The sequence below is a fragment of the Paenibacillus sp. FSL H7-0326 genome (assembly GCF_001955535.1).
GTDB classification, from domain to species: domain Bacteria; phylum Bacillota; class Bacilli; order Paenibacillales; family Paenibacillaceae; genus Paenibacillus; species Paenibacillus shunpengii.
The window spans coordinates 1,674,462-1,693,479 of record NZ_MPVN01000001.1; the positions used below are offsets into that span (position 1 = coordinate 1,674,462).

Consider the following 19,018-nt stretch of genomic DNA (forward strand, 5'->3'; position numbering starts at 1 on the left):
ATTACAGCGCGCTGCCGCCATACAGGAAGCGGTATTCCCAATGCTTGCCTTTGTAAGTATCGACTTTAACACCGCCGGATTCCGTAGAGTACGTATGAAGCATTTTGCCATTACCCAGGTAAATCGCGACATGCGTAATTCTTGCTGAACTCTTATTGATTCCGGAGTACGAGGATTTGCTCGAACCTTTGTAAGACATGAAGAACATCAGGTCACCGCGTTTCAGAGAAGAAATGCTGGATTTTGCATTCCCTTTGTTCTTAACATATGTTCCTTGTTGACGAGAATCCGCTGGAAGCGTAATACCCGCTCCATCCATGAATGCACGTCTTACAAAAGAAGAACAGTCAAATGTCTTGGTGCTGCTGCGTGGTGCACCGAACTCATAAGGCGTTCCAAGGTATTTCTCACCTGCGTCGATCACTTTCTCCACAGTTTTTGAACTTGTGCTGTTCGCAGAGACGCTGCCGCCGCTAGAAGAACTGCCGCTGCTTACTGTCTTTGTATATTTAGAAGAAGAAGAAATATATCCTGTGTTTCCTTTTGTATCTTTGACTTTAAGCCAGCTGGATCCAGATGTTCCAAGAACAGATACGGTTTCTCCCTTTTTCAGCATGCGAATGACGGATGAAGAAGTGGTTGCTTTCTCTCTCAGGTTAACACCGTAGAGTACTTCCTTAGTTGTTGTAGCTGCATAAGCCTGGCTTGAGAATACAGGCATGCTCACTGAGCCGAACATTAATGCTGATGCTATAGTTGCAGTTAGTATCTTTTTTGTAACCTTCATGTTGTAGAACCTCCTGAAGTTTTAGGTTTTGTTAATTCCTCATGACATCACCTTGCCATCAACTGTCCCCATTGTAGGACAGGCAAGCAACCTAAATCATCTGACTTTAGTCCTAATCACCCCTTTATAAATATAGGCATATAAAACTATATAAATACGTTATACGATTTAATTCTAAACTGCATTATAATGATAAAAACAAATCAAAATATCCTTATATATCAACACATTATTACAAATAAGCAAGAAAAAACAGCCTTAAATTTATTAGGTATATAGACCTATAAATAAAAAGGCTGTTATATGAATTGGATAAACTTACTAGTAGCTACATTGGATATTATATCCGTCAATAAATTTTGTTTTTAATTATTAACCTTTTTGTAACCTTTTAAATCGTTTACAAATTATGCAGATCTCTTATTTTTATTGTAGATATCAAACGCTACAGCTAACAACAGTACTAGACCTTTAATTCCCTGCTGCCAGTCGATACCGAGCCCGATCAGCGACATCCCGTTATTCAGCACACCCATCACCAGACCACCAATAATGGCGCCAAATACGGTTCCGATTCCGCCTGAGGCAGAAGCACCGCCGATAAACGCAGCCGCGATGGCATCAAGCTCAAAGTTTGTACCTGCTCTTGGAATAGCCGCATTCAGTCTTGCCGTAAAGATCAAACCAGAGATCGCAGCAAGGACACCCATGTTAACAAATACCCAGAAGGTGACCTTCTTCGTTTTTACTCCGGACAGGCCTGCAGCCTTCTCATTACCACCAACCGCATAAATGTGACGTCCCATAACGGTCTTATTCATAACAAAGGAATAACCTATAATAAGCACGGCAAGCAGCACCAGGATGTTCGGAATCCCTGCATAGCTGGCAAGCGCTACGAAGAATACGTTAACGACGATAGCGATAAGCACCATTTTCGTTATAAACAGCGGCGTAGAACTGGTCTCGAATTTATACTTCTGCTGATTCTTACGTGCTTTCACTTCATTAATAATGTAGAGTACGGTTACAATAATCCCTGCAAGGATCGCTACCAGATTCGTCCCCGCATTCCCGAAGTCCGGAATGAAGCCTGCACTAATCTTCTGAAATCCTTCCGGGAGAGGAGAGATGGACTGACCTTCCAATACAATCATCGTTAGACCACGGAACAAGAGCATCCCGGCAAGAGTAACGATAAAGGCAGGTATGCGGACATATGCAATCCAGAACCCTTGCCATGCGCCGATTAGGGCTCCGAGCAGAAGCGACAGAATGACCGCTACGACAGGATGCAGATTCATATCCACCATCATTATCGCGGCACATGCACCTACAAGGGCAGCTACGGAGCCTACGGACAAGTCAATATGACCTGTAATGATAACCAGCACCATACCAATGGCAAGGACGAGAATATAGCTGTTTTGCAAGATGAGGTTCGTAATATTGATTGGCTCAAATAACAGTCCTCCACTAAGGGCGCCGAACAAGATCATAATGAGTATCAATGCTATAATCATGCCGTACTGGCGAATATTATTTTTGAGCAGCTGCATTAAGTTATCCATTTGTATGCCCTCCCGATCTGGTCGTCTTCGTCATGTATTTCATCAACAGCTCTTGATTCGCTTCGCTCCGATCCACCTCACCTGTGATCCTTCCTGCATTCATAACGAAGATTCGGTCACAGATGCCGAGTATCTCTGGAAGCTCTGAAGAAATAACGATAATCGCCTTCCCTTCATTTGCCAGCTCCTGAATAATCGAGTAAATTTCAAACTTGGCCCCTACGTCAATTCCTCTTGTAGGCTCATCGAGTATGAGAATATCCGGCTCGGAATAGATCCATTTGCTCAGCACAACCTTCTGCTGATTACCCCCACTGAGGTTCTGGACCTCCTGATGGATGCTGTTCGTTTTGATCTTCAAGCGTTTACGCATTTGCTCTGCAACGATCACTTCTTCATTCTCATTAATAACAGAAGCCTTCTGCAGCTTGTTGATCCCGGTTAACGAAATGTTCCGTTTAATATCCTGGATCAGTACGAGCCCATAGTCCTTGCGATCCTCTGTTACATAGGCAAATCCATTATCTATCGCCTGATTGATTGTGTTATTGTGAATGACCTGTCCTTCCTTGCGCAGCTCGCCTGAGATTTTCTGTCCGTAGGCCTTTCCAAAAATACTCATCGCGAGCTCCGTCCGTCCCGCTCCCATGAGACCAGCAATTCCTACAATCTCTCCGCGCCGTACATTGAGATTGACTCCATCCAGTACTTTGCGATCGGCATGATGCTCGTGGTATACAGTCCAGTCCTTGACCTCAAGCATCACTTCACCAATGTTTGGCTTGCGTTCCGGATAGCGATCCGTTAGATCACGGCCAACCATGCCGCGGATAATTCGGTCCTCGCTCATATCCTTCGATTTCATATCCAGTGTTTCGATCGTCTTGCCATCTCGCAGAATTGTTACGGAGTCCGACACCTCGGATACTTCGTTCAATTTATGTGAAATGAGAATACAAGCGATCCCCTGCCTCTTGAACTCCAGCATCAGTCTGAGCAGATTTTGACTGTCTGTCTCATTCAGCGCTGCTGTCGGTTCATCCAGAATAAGCAGCTTCACCTTCTTGGACAGTGCCTTCGCAATCTCGACAAGCTGTTGTTTACCGACACCAATATTCGTGACCAGCGTGTTGGGATTCTCATCCAGCCCCACTTCCTTCAGCAGCTCTGAGGTCTTCGAGATTGTCTCCTGCCAATTAATCACCCCTTTGGTTGCCCGTTCGTTACCTAGAAAAATATTCTCGGCAATAGACAAGTACGGGATAAGCGCAAGCTCCTGATGGATGATAACAATCCCTTTCTCCTCACTGTCCTTGATCGTTTTGAACTCGCATACCTGATCCTCGAATAAAATATCTCCCTCGTAGGAACCGTAAGGATATACTCCGCTCAGGACCTTCATGAGTGTTGATTTGCCCGCACCATTCTCTCCGCATAAGGAATGAATCTCGCCTGCCTTCACTTTCAGGTTTACATTCTCCAGTGCTTTAACACCGGGAAATTCCTTTGTAATCCCACGCATTTCAAGTATATATTCAGCCATGATTTCACCTTCCCGCATCAAAAGTTAACAGTCATTCTATTTCAGCCCAACTTCTTCTTTGGTGTAATATCCGGAATCAATCACTACTTCCTCCAGATTCGTCGCATCCACAGATACCGGCTCAAGCAGGTAGGACGGCACGACCATTTTTCCATTATCGTAGCTCTCCGTATCATTCACTTCTGCTTCGGTGCCAGAGAGAACGCTTTCAACCATGGCAACCGTTCGCTCCGCCAACTGGCGAGTATCCTTAAATATGGTTTGTGTCTGCTCTCCTCTAACGATGGATTTAATGGAGGACAGCTCAGCATCCTGACCGGTTATTACAGGCATCGGATTGTTCGAGCTTCCGTACCCTACACCTTTCAGGGAAGAAATGATGCCAAGGCTCAACGAATCGGCTGGAGCGAGAATTGCATCAATCCTCTCATTCGAGTAATGCGCACTGATCAAATTATCCATCCGCTTCTGCGCTTCCGCTCCATCCCATCGGAGCGTAGCGATTTGACTCATTGAATTCTGTTTGCTTCGTATAACCAGCTGACCGGAGTCAATGTACGGCTGTAGTACAGACATGGCACCGTCAAAGAAGAAGTAAGCATTGTTATCGTCCGGTGATCCGCCAAACAGCTCGATATTAAACGGTCCCTTGCCTTCCTTCAGGCCCAGCTTCTCCTCTATATAAGATCCTTGAAGTACACCGACTTGATAATTATCAAATGTAGCATAATAGGACAAATGCTCTGTATTACGGATCAATCGGTCATAAGCAATGACACGAATGCCTTGGTCATGAGCCTTGCTGATCACATCGGTTAATGTATTCCCGTCAACGGATGCAATCACGATGACATCCACGCCTTTCGTAATCATGTTCTCGATCTGTGCAATCTGATTCTCGACTACATCCTCCGCATATTGCAGATCGGTCTTGAAGCCTTTCTCTTCAAACAGCTTCACCATGTTATTCCCATCGGCTACCCATCTCTCCGCCGATTTCGTTGGCATGGCAATACCGACATAGCCCTGACTTTCGCTGCCGCCTGTCGTCTCCGCAAGATTACATGCACTCAAAGAGATAACGAGCACGAAGAGAAGAAGATAGGTTAATGCTTTCTTCATCGTTTCCACCCTTTCGCTTATACGATTGTGCCTGGATTAAAGCTTTTATAGTTAGCGCTTTCATATCCATTGATCCCTTGTTTCTTCTATATGATATCTCATCCCTTCTTGAAGCGTCTTTGCACATTTGCAACCGTTTTTATAAAAATCAAACCTTTCTTGGTTATGTCCAGACATGAGTCCTGTGGCAACAAAAAAAACGCCTTGCGGCGCTTTTTTAAAAAGAAGAGCTATGTCTTCCATGAATCTATATTGGTCCTCTATACAAAGGCTTCGCCCTTACGATATTTATTCGGGGAAATGCCCATGACCTTCTTGAATGCCGTGCTGAAGTAGTGCTGACTCTCATATCCGATATGATCTGCAATCTCATGCATGGTAAGACTGCTGCTATTCAGCAGCTGTATCGCCTTGTGAATCCGAATTCCAGTCAGCAGGGCAATAAACGACTCTCCGAGCTCCTTCTTCAGCATACGGCTTAAGTACACCGGTGAAACTCCCAGCTCGGAAGCTACCAGCTCCAGCGTCAAAGCATGGTTGTGATAATGCTCCTGCAGGTATTGCCGGGCTCTTCGTACGAGCGGAGATAGCGAAGCCTCCTGATAGATGCATTCCTTACACAGATTGTATGCCTGCAGCAGTTCCATCTCCACTCCAACATCCTCAGACGCGGTGTGAATGGTTACACCCAGATTCTCCTTGGCCGCCTCCTCGATCTTCATGAGCAGCTCTGGAGTGAACCTGCTCCAGCTGATCCCCACAATCAGATCAGATCCATTTCTAAACACAAGCGCTTCCGAGGTGCCAATCAGCTCTTCAACAATGTTCTTGACCGCATACAGATACAGCTGGCGATCGCCTTCCTTCAAGATCGTATTCGGCATGCTTGCCTCCGGCCAGCGGATCACGAGACAGCTTGCGGGAGAATCTGCAGGAAGAGAAAGCAGACTGAGCTGCATTCTAAGCTCCTCTTCATTCAGTCTGCCTTGTACCCATTCCTGTCCCAGCTGCTCTCGCAGCACCTCCCTTCTCTTGTGGAGATGCTCCCTGGCAGATGCCTGTTTTTCCTTCTCCAGCTGCTCCTCATCGAGTGAGGCCTTAATTCGCTGCAGCACCCTCATCAGTTCATCCGTTTCAACCGGCTTCAATATATATTCCTCCACACCCAGCCGAATCGCTTGCTGCGCATAGCTGAATTCATCATACCCTGTAATGATAATACATCTGCATTCCTGCTTCTGCTCTCGAAGGGCCTGAATGAATGAGATACCATTCATGATCGGCATATTCATATCGACGAGCACAAGATCAGCTCCCCGTTCTAGTACAAGCTCCAGTGCTTCCGCTCCGTCTTCGGCGAGTCCGATGACCTCCATGCCAAGTGAAGCCCAGTCTACCGAATCGCTGATTCCTTCACGAATGATGGGTTCATCATCAGCGATCAATACTTGATATGGCTTATTCATAGCTCCTCCTCCTGTTCGTGGTCAGCCATGACTTGAGGCTCGGTCAACAAAGGATGCTTAATTGTGACCGTCGTTCCTTCCCCCAGCGTGCTGTCCAGCTGTACCCCATAGTCTGTTCCGAATGCAAGCTGAATTCGGGCCTGCACATTTAACAGGCCATAGCTCTTCTGTGACTCCATCTCTTCATGCTGCTTATCTATGGTCATCAATGGATTGGCAAGCTTCTCCCTCAGCTGCTGAAGCCGCTCCTCATCCATGCCCGCCCCATTATCTGTGATCGTCATCAGAAGATAGTCGGTTTGCTGTTCTACCTGAATTCGAATGATACCTGCACCGCGCCTAGCCTTGATCCCATGATAGATCGCGTTCTCCACAATCGGCTGCATGATCAGCTTGACGACATAGAATTTTCTGGCCTCCTCCTGCAGCTCGATCTGGCAGTTCAGCCGGTCCCGATAACGGGTCTTCTGGATCTGTAAATAGCTGGTGATATGATCTATCTCTTCGGATACCGGAATCATGCTGCTGCCCTTACTGAGCCCGATCCGAAACAATCGGGATAACGATTTCACCATTTCGGATACATCTTCTGCCCCCTGCTTGTGTGCCATCCAGTGGATGGTATCCAGTGTGTTATACAAAAAGTGCGGCTTGATGTGGGCGGTAAGACTGCGCAGCTCAGCTGCCTGCTTCTGTTTTTCTTTTCTCCGATTCATGGCCATCAGCTTCTTGATCTCCTGCAGCATCCGGTTAAAGCTGACACCGAGCATTCCGACCTCATCCCCACGGTTACCGAGATTACGCAGCGTCATGTCACCTTTTTCCGCCTTCTGCATCAAGCTCATCAAGTGATGAATCGGCCTTGAGATGGATTGTGACAGCACATAGGCTGCCGTTAGTCCAAACAAGCAAACAATAAATAAATAGCAAATCACATAAAAGTGAATTTCTCTTACGGCAATTGCTGAATCACCCGTATTGAACACCCCAATGGTACGCCAGCCTGTGTAAGAAGAGGTTTGATATTGAAACTGAAAGTTCTGTTCTCCGACTTGTTTCGTAAAGGTTCCATAGGAGGCATCTTCAAACCAGGAGCCCTCCAGCTGAGTAATGATGGACTGATCCGGTGCAAAGATTTTATTCCCATCCTGATCCTGAATCATTAAATATCCATCTTTACCTAGCGTGACATCCCTTGCAATGCCAGCAATCGAGAACAGCTTCAAGTCAATCAAAATAACACCTCGCGTCTCACGGGTCTCCGGATCAACCAAAGCCCTGGATACAGATACCACTTCATCCGGTGTATAGTTCACATGGGTAGTGACTCTCCGCTCTCCAGGGTGCCCGATGACCGTAAAGATCCCTTTATGATCCACGGCATCCTGATACCAGCTCTCTTGAGTGAGATCTGTATCGTCTACAGCATACATTTCGTTGCTTATATATTCCCCTTCATTATTAATAATCAGTATGCCTGCAATATCGGGATGAAGTGTCGTAAATCCCTGCAAAAATGCTTGAACACTTCCTGAGCTCTTCACCTGCTCTCTTGCTTCGGGATCACCATCAATAAACAGCTGAACATCCTCATCAAATTCGGTGAGATAGGTAATGTTCTGCAAATTCTCAATGGACTTGTCGAGCGACTGATTCACTTTTCCGATCAGCTGCAGTGTATTGTCTTCGACCTGCCTTTCCACAATTCGATCGACTGTCCAATTTACAATTAGTCCAAGACCCAGCGCTGGTACGATACCAATCAATACAAAAAGAATGGAGAGCTGATAACGCAGCGGCATTTGACTGAATTGAAGCCGGTTCCATAACCGTGGAGATCTGCGTTCATTTCGCATAATACTGCTCCACATTCTGTTTAGTAACAACATTAATTCCGGTATCGACCTGGACTGGAACCGGTGACACCTCGTCTGTCGCAGAAGGAGCTGGAATCGTTAGATCATGATGAAGATGGAACAAATATTGTAAGGACCAGTAGCCCATATTCCAAGTTCCCTGTGCGATGCTTGCCGCAATAGCACCTTCCTTAATCAGATCAAGTGTGGCTTTGTTCGTATCAAAGCTCACAATTTGAACCGGCCCCCCCTGCTGCTGAACCGCTTTAGCGACACCGACACCGCTTGCTGCCTCGGTGACAAATACTCCGGCAAGATCCGGATACTTCTCAAGCAGTGCCGCCGTCACTTGCTCTGCATCTACTGCATTTCCTTTTCCGTTGACTGTGTCGACCACTTCCATCATTGGATAGGCGGCCTCCAGCGTATCCTTGAATCCTTGAATCCGCTCTGTATGATTATGCTGTCCAGGTACAGTAACGATGGCTACCTGCCCCTCTCTTCCTGTAAGCTTTGCGATCTGGGCTGCTGCTGTCGATCCTGCGTTATAATTATTCGTTGCCAGGAATGAGTAAGCTTTGCTGTTCGGTGCTCCTGAGTCAAACAGCACGACAGGGATGTTTGACTCAATCGCGCGGTCGATAACGCCATCGAGTCCATTCGTATCAATAGCAGAGATGGCAATGCCTGCTGGTTTCTTGGCAATCACCTGGTCCAGCACCATAATCTGCTCCTGCAGGTCGTACTCGGTTGCTCCTCTATATTCGATGGACACATTCAGAGCATCAGCCGCATCCTCAAAGCCCTTCAGGACACTCTTCCAGTATTCCGAGCCGGATTGAAAGGTGACCATCACATAACGCTCCGAAATATCTCCTCTTAGGCCTTCACCCGCGGTTCCTCTATTGTCCACGTCCTCTGTTTTGTATTGAAATATATAAACCAAAAAAGCGAATATCAAAAGCGCATAGATCAGCATCATCTTCTTCAACGTAGCTACGCCTCCTCTGTGCGTTACAATGCCGGTATTTAAACCGCTTTCATTAACCATTATAAATCGAGCTGTCAAGACTGTGAGCTTCATGACAACAGACCCCCATCGCTGAAGGTCTGTCACCACACTATATTATGGAAGAGCCTAGTTTAGGAAATGAACCATTTGGTGCAACGCTTCTCTATCCGATGTATGCTCATTATAGGGACTGTCTTCAACAGCATAGCCAAGAACAACACCAGAGCGGATAATCAGATGATCCGGGATCGACAGCTTCTCTCTAAGTATTTGAGGATAAGCAATCGAATTGAAGGCGGGAACACTCTGCACATGATGATACTCAGCGGCCAGCACAAGATATCCGGCGAAGGTGCCTAGATCCATGGTGGACCAATCCGTCAGCGATCGTTCCTGACAGATAATAACCAAGGCTGTTCCATCGAAGAACGAAATGTTGTTGCGTCGATTCAGCTCTCTTGCCTTCTCATCCTCACGATTGATCCCCATGCACTCAAACATATGTATGCTGTTACGGACACTCCGTTCCTGCATATATTCAGGCCATTCCTTCGGAACGGGAACATCCGTATGGTATGGCTCTGATCGATCAAATGCAGCCAAATAGGCCTCCCTGACCGCTTCCAAGGTGCCGCCTGTAGCGACAAATACTTCCCAAGGCTGGGTATTCGCCCAGGATGGTGCACGCAGTGCATCCGTTAATATATTATCAAGTGTCGCCTGCGGGATCGGCTTGCTCTTGTCAAATTTGCGGTGAGACTTTCGGGTCTGAAACAGGTTCTTACTTTCTTCACGATGGTTCATTATTGCTTCTCCTCCATTCCTCTACTCTATATATCTGGAATTGACGATTCTTCATGAACGATAATATATACAGACAATAATTACAAGCACACACAGTCCCGAGTTGTAGTATACTTGCTCATGTTGTTTGTCATTTCATCTATTCTTAATGTTGATTCGTTACAATAATGACTCCAGTGCCTGCCTTCTTGGCATCAGAAACAACGATAGGAGGTTATCTAATATTGAAAAAGCCTAGAATCGAGGAGCTGACACCTCTGCGGGGACTCGCATTCCTCGCGATTGTGATGCAGCACAGCCTCGCAGAATATATATACCGGGCAGATATTCTCGCGCCTGATTCCACCATGCTTATGATTGTGTATCATTTGACAAGGTTCGGAACGCCGACCTTCGTGTTCCTGTCTGCCGTACTGCTGTTCTATAACTATGAGAAGAAGCTGCACTATCCGAGCTTTATTCGCAAAAGATTCGGAGATATCTATGTTCCGTTCCTGTTATGGACGGTACTATACTGGCTGAGTGTAAGACTGACGGCTGGCACGAACTGGCTGAGTGCTGACACCTGGACAAGCCTTGTTAGTGAATGGTTTGTTCCTCAAGCCGGTTATCAGCTGTGGTTCGTCATTATGGTGTTCCAGTTCTATCTGCTGTTTCCGCTGTTCCGGAAAGCTGCTCTGTTTCTGAAGAGCAAACTGGCGCCTCTGGATCCGAAACGACAGAACCGTACGGTTGTCACTATTATCGTACTCACTGGCGTCGCCTATGCTTATCTGTTATATCTGTCGTATTACGAGATGGGTGCTTGGGCAGCAGAAGCAGGCGGGATAACGCAAACACTGCTTGGTTACAGATCTTATTCTTTTGTTATGTATTTCTTTTATTTTATACTTGGTGCTCTGGTTGCCTTCATGCTCGAAAAGTTTCGCAAATGGGTACTCAAAATCATGCCCTGGACAGCGTTCTTGTCCATCGCATTATTCACTCTGCTCGCATATGATGTGCTTCGCGGCTCTTCTGATGTGATGAACCTGAACATATCTACCTATTTGAAGCCTCAGACCTTTGCTTTGATTCTGACACAGATGTTCCTGCTGTATGGATTCATGCTCGTCGTCTCGCCGCAGAGCCGTTTCCGTAAGCTGTTTACATGGGTAGGAAGATATTCATACGGCGGTTATCTCGTCCATGCTATGGTCATCTACGGCATCGCATTCTTCACTAGACCGATGGAACTGTCTGGATATCATTTGCCGGTAACGATCATCACATTCCTGCTTACCGTCATCATATCGCTGCTCATCAGCTTTGGCTTGTCCAAGCTGCCTGGATCAAGATATCTGGTAGGTCTTGCGCGCAAACCCAAGAACAAGACTGCGAGAGATAAGGACAAGACGGTCCCGGCAGAAGGTGCTGTGCTCTGACGTAAGAGATTGCACCATTTTCAGCTTATTTTCCCCTGCAATTAAATATCCCCTTCAAGCTTCGTCTGTCGATGTATGACGGTCCTGCTTGGAGGGGATTTTTTATTTAGATTTTAGCTATGATCATGCTTAAGGGCTTCTTTTCCCGGTGTCCTTTCGATCTTGATCTTTCGATGGATAAACTTCTCCAGATCAGGTGTTAACTCTTCCTTCAATTTATCCACCAGCTGCTTCTCGGATACGCCTTTTGATTTGGCAATTTCAGCCAGCGACTTCCCTTCCCGAAGCTCTTGATTGAGCTGATCCGGGGTGAGACCGAGAAACTTGGCAATTTCCTCGCGATTTAAGCGATGTCCTTTGCCATGATGTGCATGCCGCCCGCGAAGCTCACTGAGGGGCGTGTTGATCACTTTGGCGAGCCGGGCATGAATATTCGATTTCATAGAGGTGCCTTGTTCTTTTGTGAGACAGCCTTCTTTGACCGCGGCATCCACCCGCTTATCGATGGCAGGAATAAGCTTCTTCTCGAGCTGCTTATCTGTTATTCCCTTCGACTGGGCAATGCTTGCAATGGTCTTGCCTTGTTCCATTTGGGATGCCAGTTCCTTCAGATCCATATTCAGAATCTTGGCTGTCTCATCCATGAAATAGAGGTGATGTCCTTGCCCGCAATTTGCATCTACCTCAAACTCCGTAAATACCGGATCCGGGGTTTTCGTTTCCTGAGCTCCGGCCTGTCCTGCGAACCCCGTCATGATCGAGATCAGAAGAGCGGCAGAAGCGATGCGCGAAATATATTTGTTCATGTGTCTGTCCACCTTTCTAGCTGCAATAAATTGTCTGCACTTCGTTAGTGTGGACGAACACACCCTTTTTTATCCATTACACATGAACTACACGAGCTGCAAGCTCAAGTACCGGAAGGAAAACGAATAACAGCCTCCGTTCCAATCCCTTTCTCGCTGCTATATTCTATACTTCCATCCATTGCTTCAATGATTCGGAATGTCACCATCATGCCAAGCCCGGTACCCTTCGTTTTATTGGAGAAATAAGGTTCACCGAGTCTCATGAGCTCCTGCTCATCCATGCCTATTCCGGTATCCTGTACATGAATAAAAATTTCCTTCCCTCTCGAATAAGCCTTGACTCTAACCTCGCCGCTGCCCTGAATCGCCTCTATGCTGTTCTTGAGAATATTAATAAATGCTTGTTTAAACTTGGAGGTGTTTCCTCGAACCCACAGGTTCTCGGGTACATCCATCGTAATGACACAGCCCTCCAGATTTGCCATCGGGATCAGCACACCTTCGATGTGATTGAATTCTTCGGCTAGATTAATAAGCCTGATCTGATCAAATTCCGGCTTGGCGAAGGTCAGAAAATCATTAATAATCTCGGATGCCCGATCGAGCTCCTCAATCGCAATACTGACATATCTTCGATTCCTCAAATTCTCCTGCTTGCTCATCAGCTGGAGAAATCCGCGGGTTACCTGAAGGGGATTCCGGACTTCATGTGCAACAGAAGCCGCTAATTCACTTATAATCTTGATCTTTTCCGAGCGCTGCAGCTCATTATTGAATACTTCAAGCTCCTTCGTATACAGCTCTACTTGCTCATGCTTGCCCCATAAAGGATTTGTCTTGATGATCACGAGAGAGACCGTAAATGCAGCCATCCCCCACTTCATCATCCAGAAATCATACCAACTCAAGGTGTAATATAGAATCCATTCGACAACGGCTGTGACTGTAAGTATTCCAGAACCGAATGATAGCAAATAGGCTTTACGGTTCCCCTTGCGTGCCTCCAGGATGGCAAAATAGGTCAGCAAGATAAGCTCTACAATAAACACAACCCCAAACACAGGCCGGGTCAGGAATTCATAAAACGGATAAATGAAATCACCCGTTAATGCATTGACCACTCTAACCAGCATGCACAATGCGATGTATACCAGCATAGATTTCCACAGCTTATTGATTAATCCGCCTGGTCCAGGTCCGATCATCTGTTCAAAACAATAGGCTAAGAGCGGCAGCAGCAGAATTAAAGCCGTTTCGAAGCCTGTAACCAGAATCCAGCTGTAATCAGGGTACAGCGTATACAAAGTCGGTGAATACAACAAGATAGCGAGACCGAAGCAGATAATGACCCCCATCATTGAGGACCACTGTCTTGTATTCACCCGGGTCATAAATAAACAGGTTACCGCTATGAGGACGGCAATCAGCAGCAGGATACCTCCCATTAGGACAGACGATAAACCATCTCTAAGATACATGCCGCTTAAGTCTTTATAAGAACCTGTCCATGCGTTCTCGCTCAATCCGACAGTTCTATCACTGCTGTGTGTCCAGATGTACACGGTCTTGCCTGAATCCTCTTGATCCAGAGACAACAGAATATGATTGCGATCAAACGGATAATTGTTGAATTCTCCTAATATACGCTCTCCATCTATATAGATATCAATCTGCTGTCCATAAATATATTCAAACAAAAGACCCGACCTCTCATCCAGATCGGCTGGCAGCTTGATTCTAGTCCATGCGGCACGAGCGATAGATGGATCCATGTCCTCAGCAGAATATCTGTCATCAATCGCTGTCCACTTATAATTTCCCTCCATCAGCTCCTCATAGCTGACGTTCACACTATCATTAAACCAGAGCATGTCCCGCGACAATTTCTGTATATCCTTATCCTGTGCATGCAAGACAGCTTGCGGCAGGATGAAGAGTACCCCTAGTAAACACAAGATGATAGCCGCCGATACTCTGGGCCCGATCTTCATTAGAACACCTCAAGACTCGATAAAATTAATACACATCCTTATTTTTCCACACTTTATTGCTATCTACAATACTATTATCGCGCTCATCCCGAAGTCTCTCGCGCTCTGCCTCATACTGATTCTTGATCTTTTCTAGTTCCTTCTGCTCTGCTTCCTCCCGATATTCAAACCAGACCAGACTCTCCTCATCCTCGTAGATGGTCCATATATCTGAGAATAGGTAGTCCTTGATCTCAACAATCCTGCCGTTCCATAAGCCGGAAGACCAATAGAGGCCGTCAGGTTTACGAATGACCGTCCGTGAGTAACCAGGTGTAGATGCTTTTTGACCGATCTTAATCGATCCGATCATATTCGAGAATGTACACCATTCCATCACCTGTCTTCCTCCAATCCTAATGACTCTCTATATTTTATAGCTAACATGGATTTTTAGAAACTATATTCATTCTATCCAATTGATTCGGGAGCGAAAGCTCGGTTTAAGAAATAGTCAAGTACATTTGGTTAGACCTCTCAAATTCATGAAGGAGGATAAAAAAATGAATAACACACATCGAAATGTGGAAGTCGAGCACAAGGATGTTCAGAAGAAATCTGATTCCAGTTTAGTCGCATCTACATTTATCAAATACGCAGCTTACATCATCCTATTTTTCGGATTCCTATACTTTCTCGTTAAATTTGTATTCCCTATGTTCTAGATGGACACGCTATCCGTAACTATGAACTGCTATGCATTCCCATGAACTTGAAGAAATAAGACTTTAAGGAGAGATATCAAATGGAGAATAAACCACATACGAACGAAGCCGATTTTGCCTATGAACGTTATAAATCCATGCAGGAGCCGGATCCGCTGAATACCCTGCCTGAAGATGATTTGGATTATGTAAATACGTATACAGAACAGACCGTAAGTCTGGATGAAGACACAACACCACTTGATGCCGAAACGGCTCAAAAGGAACCGATGCAGGATGTGCGCAGTACCTCCTCCATTGAATTTGCACCGGACGAGGATTTTATGGATCGGCAGGATGTGCTGATCCGATCCAGCGAGCCTGATCTAGCAGCCGTACCCGATGCAGATGAGATCGCTGCAAACAGCCCAGTCGATCCGGCAGCTCCAGACCCGGATGCCATGCATGGTACAGATCTGATTAATGGCGCCGGCGGAAGTCCAGAGAAATGAATCTAAAATAGGATATTGTGCAAGCTGCTGCGGTGTCTTCATTGCAGCGGCTTGTTTTTTGTTCTATCACGCTCCTCTCTTCTACAGCTATGACATTTTCGTGTCTATTCCGATGAACGTTTCTAAATGGAGAGAAAAAAGGTATGATGAGAACATATTCAAACTATATCAAGGAGGAAACAGCATGTTGTTCAGATCCAAAGGCTTCAAATTCCTCTTTCTCCTGACTGCACTTGTCGTTATTCTGGCAGGCTGTGGAAAGGATAATGCAGAGAATGACGAGCTTGAATTTGGAGGGATTGGTGTTCCTGACCCTGCGAAGTCTCATCCGGTTGCTACCATTGAGCTGTCTAATGGCAAGCAGATCGTAATGGAACTCTACCCCGAAATTGCTCCGAATACCGTGAACAATTTCATTTCCCTCGCTAACAGCGGCTTTTACGATGGAACGATCTTTCACCGGGTTATCCCGAACTTTATGATACAGGGCGGCGATCCTGAAGGAACAGGGACCGGCGGTCCTGGTTACAGCATCAAGGGCGAGTTTACAAGCAACGGAGTGAAGAATCATCTGCTGCATGTTCGCGGTGTCGTATCCATGGCGCGGTCCAATGACCTGGATTCCGCAGGCTCCCAGTTTTTTATTGTACAAGCGGATTCAGAGCATCTGGATAATCTTTATGCCGCATTCGGTAAAGTGACCGAAGGTCTGGACGTTGTCGATGAAATAGCGAATCTCGAGAGAGACCAGAATGACCGGCCAGTTGACCCGCCAGTAATGACTAAAGTCACTGTAGACACGCTGGGTGTCGACTATCCGGAACCAGAGAAAATTGAATAGAAAAAACAGCAAAAGACCGGACTCCTTCGAATGTCCGGTCTTTATTACGTACGCCATTTATGCCAAATCATCGCCATATTAAGCTAATCCATCCCATAATCGAAATCCAGAGCGGAACACTGAGCAGGATGCCCCACATTAACCCTTTTAATAGCTGCGTGTTTAGTTCCAATAGCAACGACCCCTTCACTGTTTAATTAGTCGTAGTATCGGTGTTCAAAATGAGCTATATACTCTAGTTCGCTTATTTCTTCCTCTACTTTATATTACACCAATTTTTAGAAAGCGCTATCATTAATTTATTCCTATTCAACATTCCTGCTACTTATACTTCCAATTCACCCTGTGTACCTGTTATAATTTTGCTACGATGAAACGGAGGGATCATCATGGTCAAAAAAAGAAACACGCCGTCCCGGCAGTCGACTAACCGTACTTCGAGCCGTGAAGAATCCGGAGCAGCGACGCTGAAGGACATGCTGAGCGATGAAGTGCTCGGCAAGCTCAAGGCGCAGGCCAAGGAAATTAAGGCAGCCGATCTGCAGCGACAGGAAGAAGCTCGCCGTCTGGCAGAAGAGAAGAAGAAGGCAGAGCAAAAAAAATTAGATAACAACTTTGAATATCTTCTTGACAACAGCAACCTCGATTGGCACAAATATAAATAAAATGACGATGTCCCCAAGTATTGACCTGTGAAGACAGGTCCTGTACTTGGGGATTTTGCAAAATGTTGCACTCCCCCTCTTCCCTATGATTCAACCTACCTCCGACAGGGGTATTTCTACGTTAGAAAGCTTCACGAATTATAGACTATGGATTAGGGAGGAATCGTTATGCCGAATCTTCGTTTTGAGAATAAGATTGCCATTGTGACCGGGGGAGGTTCCGGCATAGGGCAAGCCGCTGCCCTTCGTTTAGCGGAGGAAGGTTCTCACGTATTCATGCTTGATCGAACCGTCGAAAGAGCAGAAGAAACCAAAAGTAGGATTGAGCAAAACGGCGGAACGGCGGAAGTCATTGAATGCGACATTGCTAAGCCCGAGATGGTGGAGAATGCGATTAACACCGTTGCAGAACGGGCAGGTCGAATTGATGTTGTCTTTGCCAACGCCGGTGTAAACGGAAAAATGGCGCCCATTGAAACGATGGAAATCGAAGATTGGGATCAAACGATGTGCATTAATATGAGAGGTACGTTCGCCACGGTAAAATACGCGATACCTCACATGAAGGAGAATGGCGGAAGTATCATTATTAACAGCTCCATTAATGGTAACCGCGTATTCTCGAATATCGGCTTCTCTGCTTATGCATCGACAAAGGCCGGTCAAGCAGCATTTATGAAAATGGCGGCACTGGAGCTCGCCAGATATAAAATCCGGGTCAACTCCGTTCATCCAGGGGCCATTGACACGAATATTGATTCCAAGACCGAGCGCTCTGAGGATCTGGATCAGGTTCAAATTCCGGTGGAATTCCCTGAGGGAGATCAGCCGCTTGCCGGCAAGTCGGGCAAGCCTGACCAAGTCGCTTCCCTGGTCTTGTTCCTGGCTTCAGATGAAGCCTCCCACATATCCGGCACCGAAGTCTATATTGATGGAGCAGAATCCCTGCTTCGCGGATAATAAGGCAAGACGTATGAAAGAACCTCCAGACTTACTGCTATATAGCAGCAAGTCTGGAGGTTTTTAATTGCTGTAAGACTTGCAAGCTAATAGCATTTTAAACATGTTAAACCTCTCAACTACGAACCTTCAATCTTTTCTTGATCTGTGTTGCTACGAGTTCAAGCACAATGGCAAAGGCCAGGATCAGATAAGTAATAAACCCGACCTCTCTTACATCATAGTAGAAGCTGCTCGCCATAAACATGTCGAAGCCAATACCACCAGCCCCAGCGGCTGCACCCATGGCAACAGCAACGGCAAAATTAATCTCGAAACGCATGAAGGTCCAAGAGATCAAGTACGACATGGAGGAAGGAATAACAGCCTGGAATACGATCTTCCACCAGCCGGCTCCACTTGCCTTCAAGGCTTCGATGACCCCTTTATCCAGCTCCTCGAACGACTCCGAGAACGCCTTGACCAAGTAGCTGACGGAGTGGAATGTCATCCCGATTACAGCAGCGACGCCTCCAAGCCCTGCAGCGACCGCAAATATTAATACCCACAGCACGGTCGGAACCGCCCGAATGAAGGATACGATCGCCTTCACCACAACAGATACCGTCTTTGTGCTTAGATTTCTTGCTGCAAGCAGTGCCAGAAACAAGGCAATGACTCCGCCAAAGATCGTTGTCAGGAAGGCGAGTCCCAGCGTTATGCTGACTTGCTTCAATGCTTCCCCGAATGTAAAATGATTCATCTGCGGTTCTAGAAACATCGTTCTAATGGTCTCCCCTGTCGAGAGAACCGCATCCCAGAACTGGAGATCTTTATAATCAAACGTCAAAAATCCGTAAATGGTAAGAATGAGCAGCACAACAAGGGTTGCTGTGATGACAAAGGACGACTTGTTGAAGGGCTTCGCCTTGATTCGCTGCTCAGGCATTGAATCCGTGCCTTTTCTTAACTCATAAGAAGAATGCTCCATGA

At 46.3% G+C, this 19,018-nt stretch carries 18 protein-coding genes; 6 read left to right on the forward strand and 12 right to left on the reverse strand.

Features of this window, described 5'->3' with window-relative positions; all coding sequences use genetic code 11:
* Window position 1 precedes the first annotated feature (1 nt).
* The 8 genes from BK126_RS08210 to BK126_RS08250 form a co-directional block, all read right to left on the reverse strand.
* Window positions 2-787 (reverse strand): C40 family peptidase, encoded by a 786-nt coding sequence (locus tag BK126_RS08210; protein WP_076312081.1) that lies wholly within the window; start codon window positions 785-787, stop codon window positions 2-4.
* Window positions 788-1,194: 407 nt separating this feature from the next.
* A complete protein-coding gene (mmsB, locus tag BK126_RS08215; RefSeq protein WP_076312082.1) occupies window positions 1,195-2,358 on the reverse strand; it encodes a multiple monosaccharide ABC transporter permease in 1,164 nt (387 codons plus the stop codon).
* The gene (gene mmsA, locus BK126_RS08220) at window positions 2,351-3,901 is read right to left on the reverse strand and encodes a multiple monosaccharide ABC transporter ATP-binding protein (RefSeq protein WP_076312083.1); all 1,551 of its coding nucleotides are present in this window, start codon (window positions 3,899-3,901) and stop codon (window positions 2,351-2,353) included. The genes mmsB and mmsA overlap by 8 nt, the downstream gene beginning before the upstream one ends.
* Before the next feature lie 36 nt (window positions 3,902-3,937).
* The gene (gene chvE, locus BK126_RS08225; RefSeq protein WP_076312084.1) at window positions 3,938-5,023 is read right to left on the reverse strand and encodes a multiple monosaccharide ABC transporter substrate-binding protein; all 1,086 of its coding nucleotides are present in this window, start codon (window positions 5,021-5,023) and stop codon (window positions 3,938-3,940) included.
* A gap of 260 nt (window positions 5,024-5,283) precedes the next feature.
* Window positions 5,284-6,489 (reverse strand): response regulator transcription factor, encoded by a 1,206-nt coding sequence (locus BK126_RS08235; protein WP_076312086.1) that lies wholly within the window; start codon window positions 6,487-6,489, stop codon window positions 5,284-5,286.
* A complete protein-coding gene (locus BK126_RS08240) occupies window positions 6,486-8,345 on the reverse strand; it encodes a cache domain-containing sensor histidine kinase (RefSeq protein ID WP_256702742.1) in 1,860 nt (619 codons plus the stop codon). Before BK126_RS08240 ends, BK126_RS08235 begins: the two co-directional genes overlap by 4 nt.
* Entirely contained in the window at window positions 8,335-9,336 is a 1,002-nt protein-coding gene (locus BK126_RS08245; RefSeq protein WP_076312607.1) for a substrate-binding domain-containing protein, read from the reverse strand. The genes BK126_RS08240 and BK126_RS08245 overlap by 11 nt, the downstream gene beginning before the upstream one ends.
* A gap of 147 nt (window positions 9,337-9,483) precedes the next feature.
* Window positions 9,484-10,161, reverse strand: coding sequence for a nitroreductase (locus BK126_RS08250; RefSeq protein WP_076312087.1), 678 nt, complete (start codon window positions 10,159-10,161; stop codon window positions 9,484-9,486).
* A 224-nt stretch (window positions 10,162-10,385) separates the two neighbouring features.
* Here BK126_RS08250 and BK126_RS08255 point away from each other — a divergent pair, with 224 nt between their 5' ends.
* Complete coding sequence (locus BK126_RS08255) at window positions 10,386-11,585, forward strand: acyltransferase (RefSeq protein WP_083655774.1); 1,200 nt, start codon at window positions 10,386-10,388, stop codon at window positions 11,583-11,585.
* Between the two features lie 113 nt (window positions 11,586-11,698).
* Here BK126_RS08255 and BK126_RS08260 read toward each other — a convergent pair whose 3' ends face one another.
* From BK126_RS08260 to BK126_RS08270, 3 genes are all read right to left on the reverse strand, one after another.
* Entirely contained in the window at window positions 11,699-12,391 is a 693-nt protein-coding gene (locus BK126_RS08260) for a hypothetical protein (RefSeq protein ID WP_076312089.1), read from the reverse strand.
* Window positions 12,392-12,495: 104 nt separating this feature from the next.
* A complete protein-coding gene (locus BK126_RS08265) occupies window positions 12,496-14,385 on the reverse strand; it encodes a sensor histidine kinase (RefSeq protein ID WP_076312090.1) in 1,890 nt (629 codons plus the stop codon).
* 25 nt (window positions 14,386-14,410) lie between these two features.
* Window positions 14,411-14,764 carry a hypothetical protein gene (locus tag BK126_RS08270; RefSeq protein WP_256702743.1) on the reverse strand — a complete coding sequence of 118 codons (354 nt, stop codon included), beginning with the start codon at window positions 14,762-14,764 and terminating at the stop codon, window positions 14,411-14,413.
* A gap of 163 nt (window positions 14,765-14,927) precedes the next feature.
* On the opposite strand from BK126_RS08270, the gene BK126_RS29350 reads away from it, so the two are divergent.
* The 5 genes from BK126_RS29350 (at window position 14,928) to BK126_RS08295 (ending at window position 18,046) form a co-directional block, all read left to right on the forward strand.
* Complete coding sequence (locus tag BK126_RS29350) at window positions 14,928-15,089, forward strand: hypothetical protein (protein ID WP_177178795.1); 162 nt, start codon at window positions 14,928-14,930, stop codon at window positions 15,087-15,089.
* An 80-nt stretch (window positions 15,090-15,169) separates the two neighbouring features.
* Entirely contained in the window at window positions 15,170-15,580 is a 411-nt protein-coding gene (locus tag BK126_RS08280; protein ID WP_076312092.1) for a hypothetical protein, read from the forward strand.
* A 184-nt stretch (window positions 15,581-15,764) separates the two neighbouring features.
* A complete protein-coding gene (locus tag BK126_RS08285; protein ID WP_076312093.1) occupies window positions 15,765-16,421 on the forward strand; it encodes a peptidylprolyl isomerase in 657 nt (218 codons plus the stop codon).
* Between the two features lie 389 nt (window positions 16,422-16,810).
* Window positions 16,811-17,086, forward strand: coding sequence for a YqkE family protein (locus BK126_RS08290; protein ID WP_076312094.1), 276 nt, complete (start codon window positions 16,811-16,813; stop codon window positions 17,084-17,086).
* Window positions 17,087-17,254: 168 nt separating this feature from the next.
* Window positions 17,255-18,046 carry an SDR family oxidoreductase gene (locus tag BK126_RS08295; RefSeq protein ID WP_076312095.1) on the forward strand — a complete coding sequence of 264 codons (792 nt, stop codon included), beginning with the start codon at window positions 17,255-17,257 and terminating at the stop codon, window positions 18,044-18,046.
* A 115-nt stretch (window positions 18,047-18,161) separates the two neighbouring features.
* On the opposite strand, the gene BK126_RS08300 is transcribed toward BK126_RS08295, so the two are convergent.
* Window positions 18,162-19,016, reverse strand: coding sequence for a PhnE/PtxC family ABC transporter permease (locus BK126_RS08300; RefSeq protein ID WP_076312096.1), 855 nt, complete (start codon window positions 19,014-19,016; stop codon window positions 18,162-18,164).
* Window positions 19,017-19,018: the final 2 nt, after the last annotated feature.

Excerpts from the sequence above, each read along its gene's own strand:
- BK126_RS29350 (WP_177178795.1), top strand. The coding sequence starts at position 14,928 with ATGAATAACACACATCGAAATGTGGAAGTCGAGCACAAGGATGTTCAG.
- mmsB (WP_076312082.1), bottom strand. The coding sequence starts at position 2,358 with ATGGATAACTTAATGCAGCTGCTCAAAAATAATATTCGCCAGTACGGC.
- mmsA (WP_076312083.1), bottom strand. The coding sequence starts at position 3,901 with ATGGCTGAATATATACTTGAAATGCGTGGGATTACAAAGGAATTTCCC.
- BK126_RS08280 (WP_076312092.1), top strand. The coding sequence starts at position 15,170 with ATGGAGAATAAACCACATACGAACGAAGCCGATTTTGCCTATGAACGT.
- BK126_RS08260 (WP_076312089.1), bottom strand. The coding sequence starts at position 12,391 with ATGAACAAATATATTTCGCGCATCGCTTCTGCCGCTCTTCTGATCTCG.
- BK126_RS08265 (WP_076312090.1), bottom strand. The coding sequence starts at position 14,385 with ATGAAGATCGGGCCCAGAGTATCGGCGGCTATCATCTTGTGTTTACTA.
- BK126_RS08290 (WP_076312094.1), top strand. The coding sequence starts at position 16,811 with ATGGTCAAAAAAAGAAACACGCCGTCCCGGCAGTCGACTAACCGTACT.
- BK126_RS08250 (WP_076312087.1), bottom strand. The coding sequence starts at position 10,161 with ATGAACCATCGTGAAGAAAGTAAGAACCTGTTTCAGACCCGAAAGTCT.
- BK126_RS08285 (WP_076312093.1), top strand. The coding sequence starts at position 15,765 with ATGTTGTTCAGATCCAAAGGCTTCAAATTCCTCTTTCTCCTGACTGCA.
- BK126_RS08235 (WP_076312086.1), bottom strand. The coding sequence starts at position 6,489 with ATGAATAAGCCATATCAAGTATTGATCGCTGATGATGAACCCATCATT.
- BK126_RS08240 (WP_256702742.1), bottom strand. The coding sequence starts at position 8,345 with ATGCGAAATGAACGCAGATCTCCACGGTTATGGAACCGGCTTCAATTC.
- BK126_RS08295 (WP_076312095.1), top strand. The coding sequence starts at position 17,255 with ATGCCGAATCTTCGTTTTGAGAATAAGATTGCCATTGTGACCGGGGGA.
- BK126_RS08210 (WP_076312081.1), bottom strand. The coding sequence starts at position 787 with ATGAAGGTTACAAAAAAGATACTAACTGCAACTATAGCATCAGCATTA.
- BK126_RS08300 (WP_076312096.1), bottom strand. The coding sequence starts at position 19,016 with ATGGAGCATTCTTCTTATGAGTTAAGAAAAGGCACGGATTCAATGCCT.
- chvE (WP_076312084.1), bottom strand. The coding sequence starts at position 5,023 with ATGAAGAAAGCATTAACCTATCTTCTTCTCTTCGTGCTCGTTATCTCT.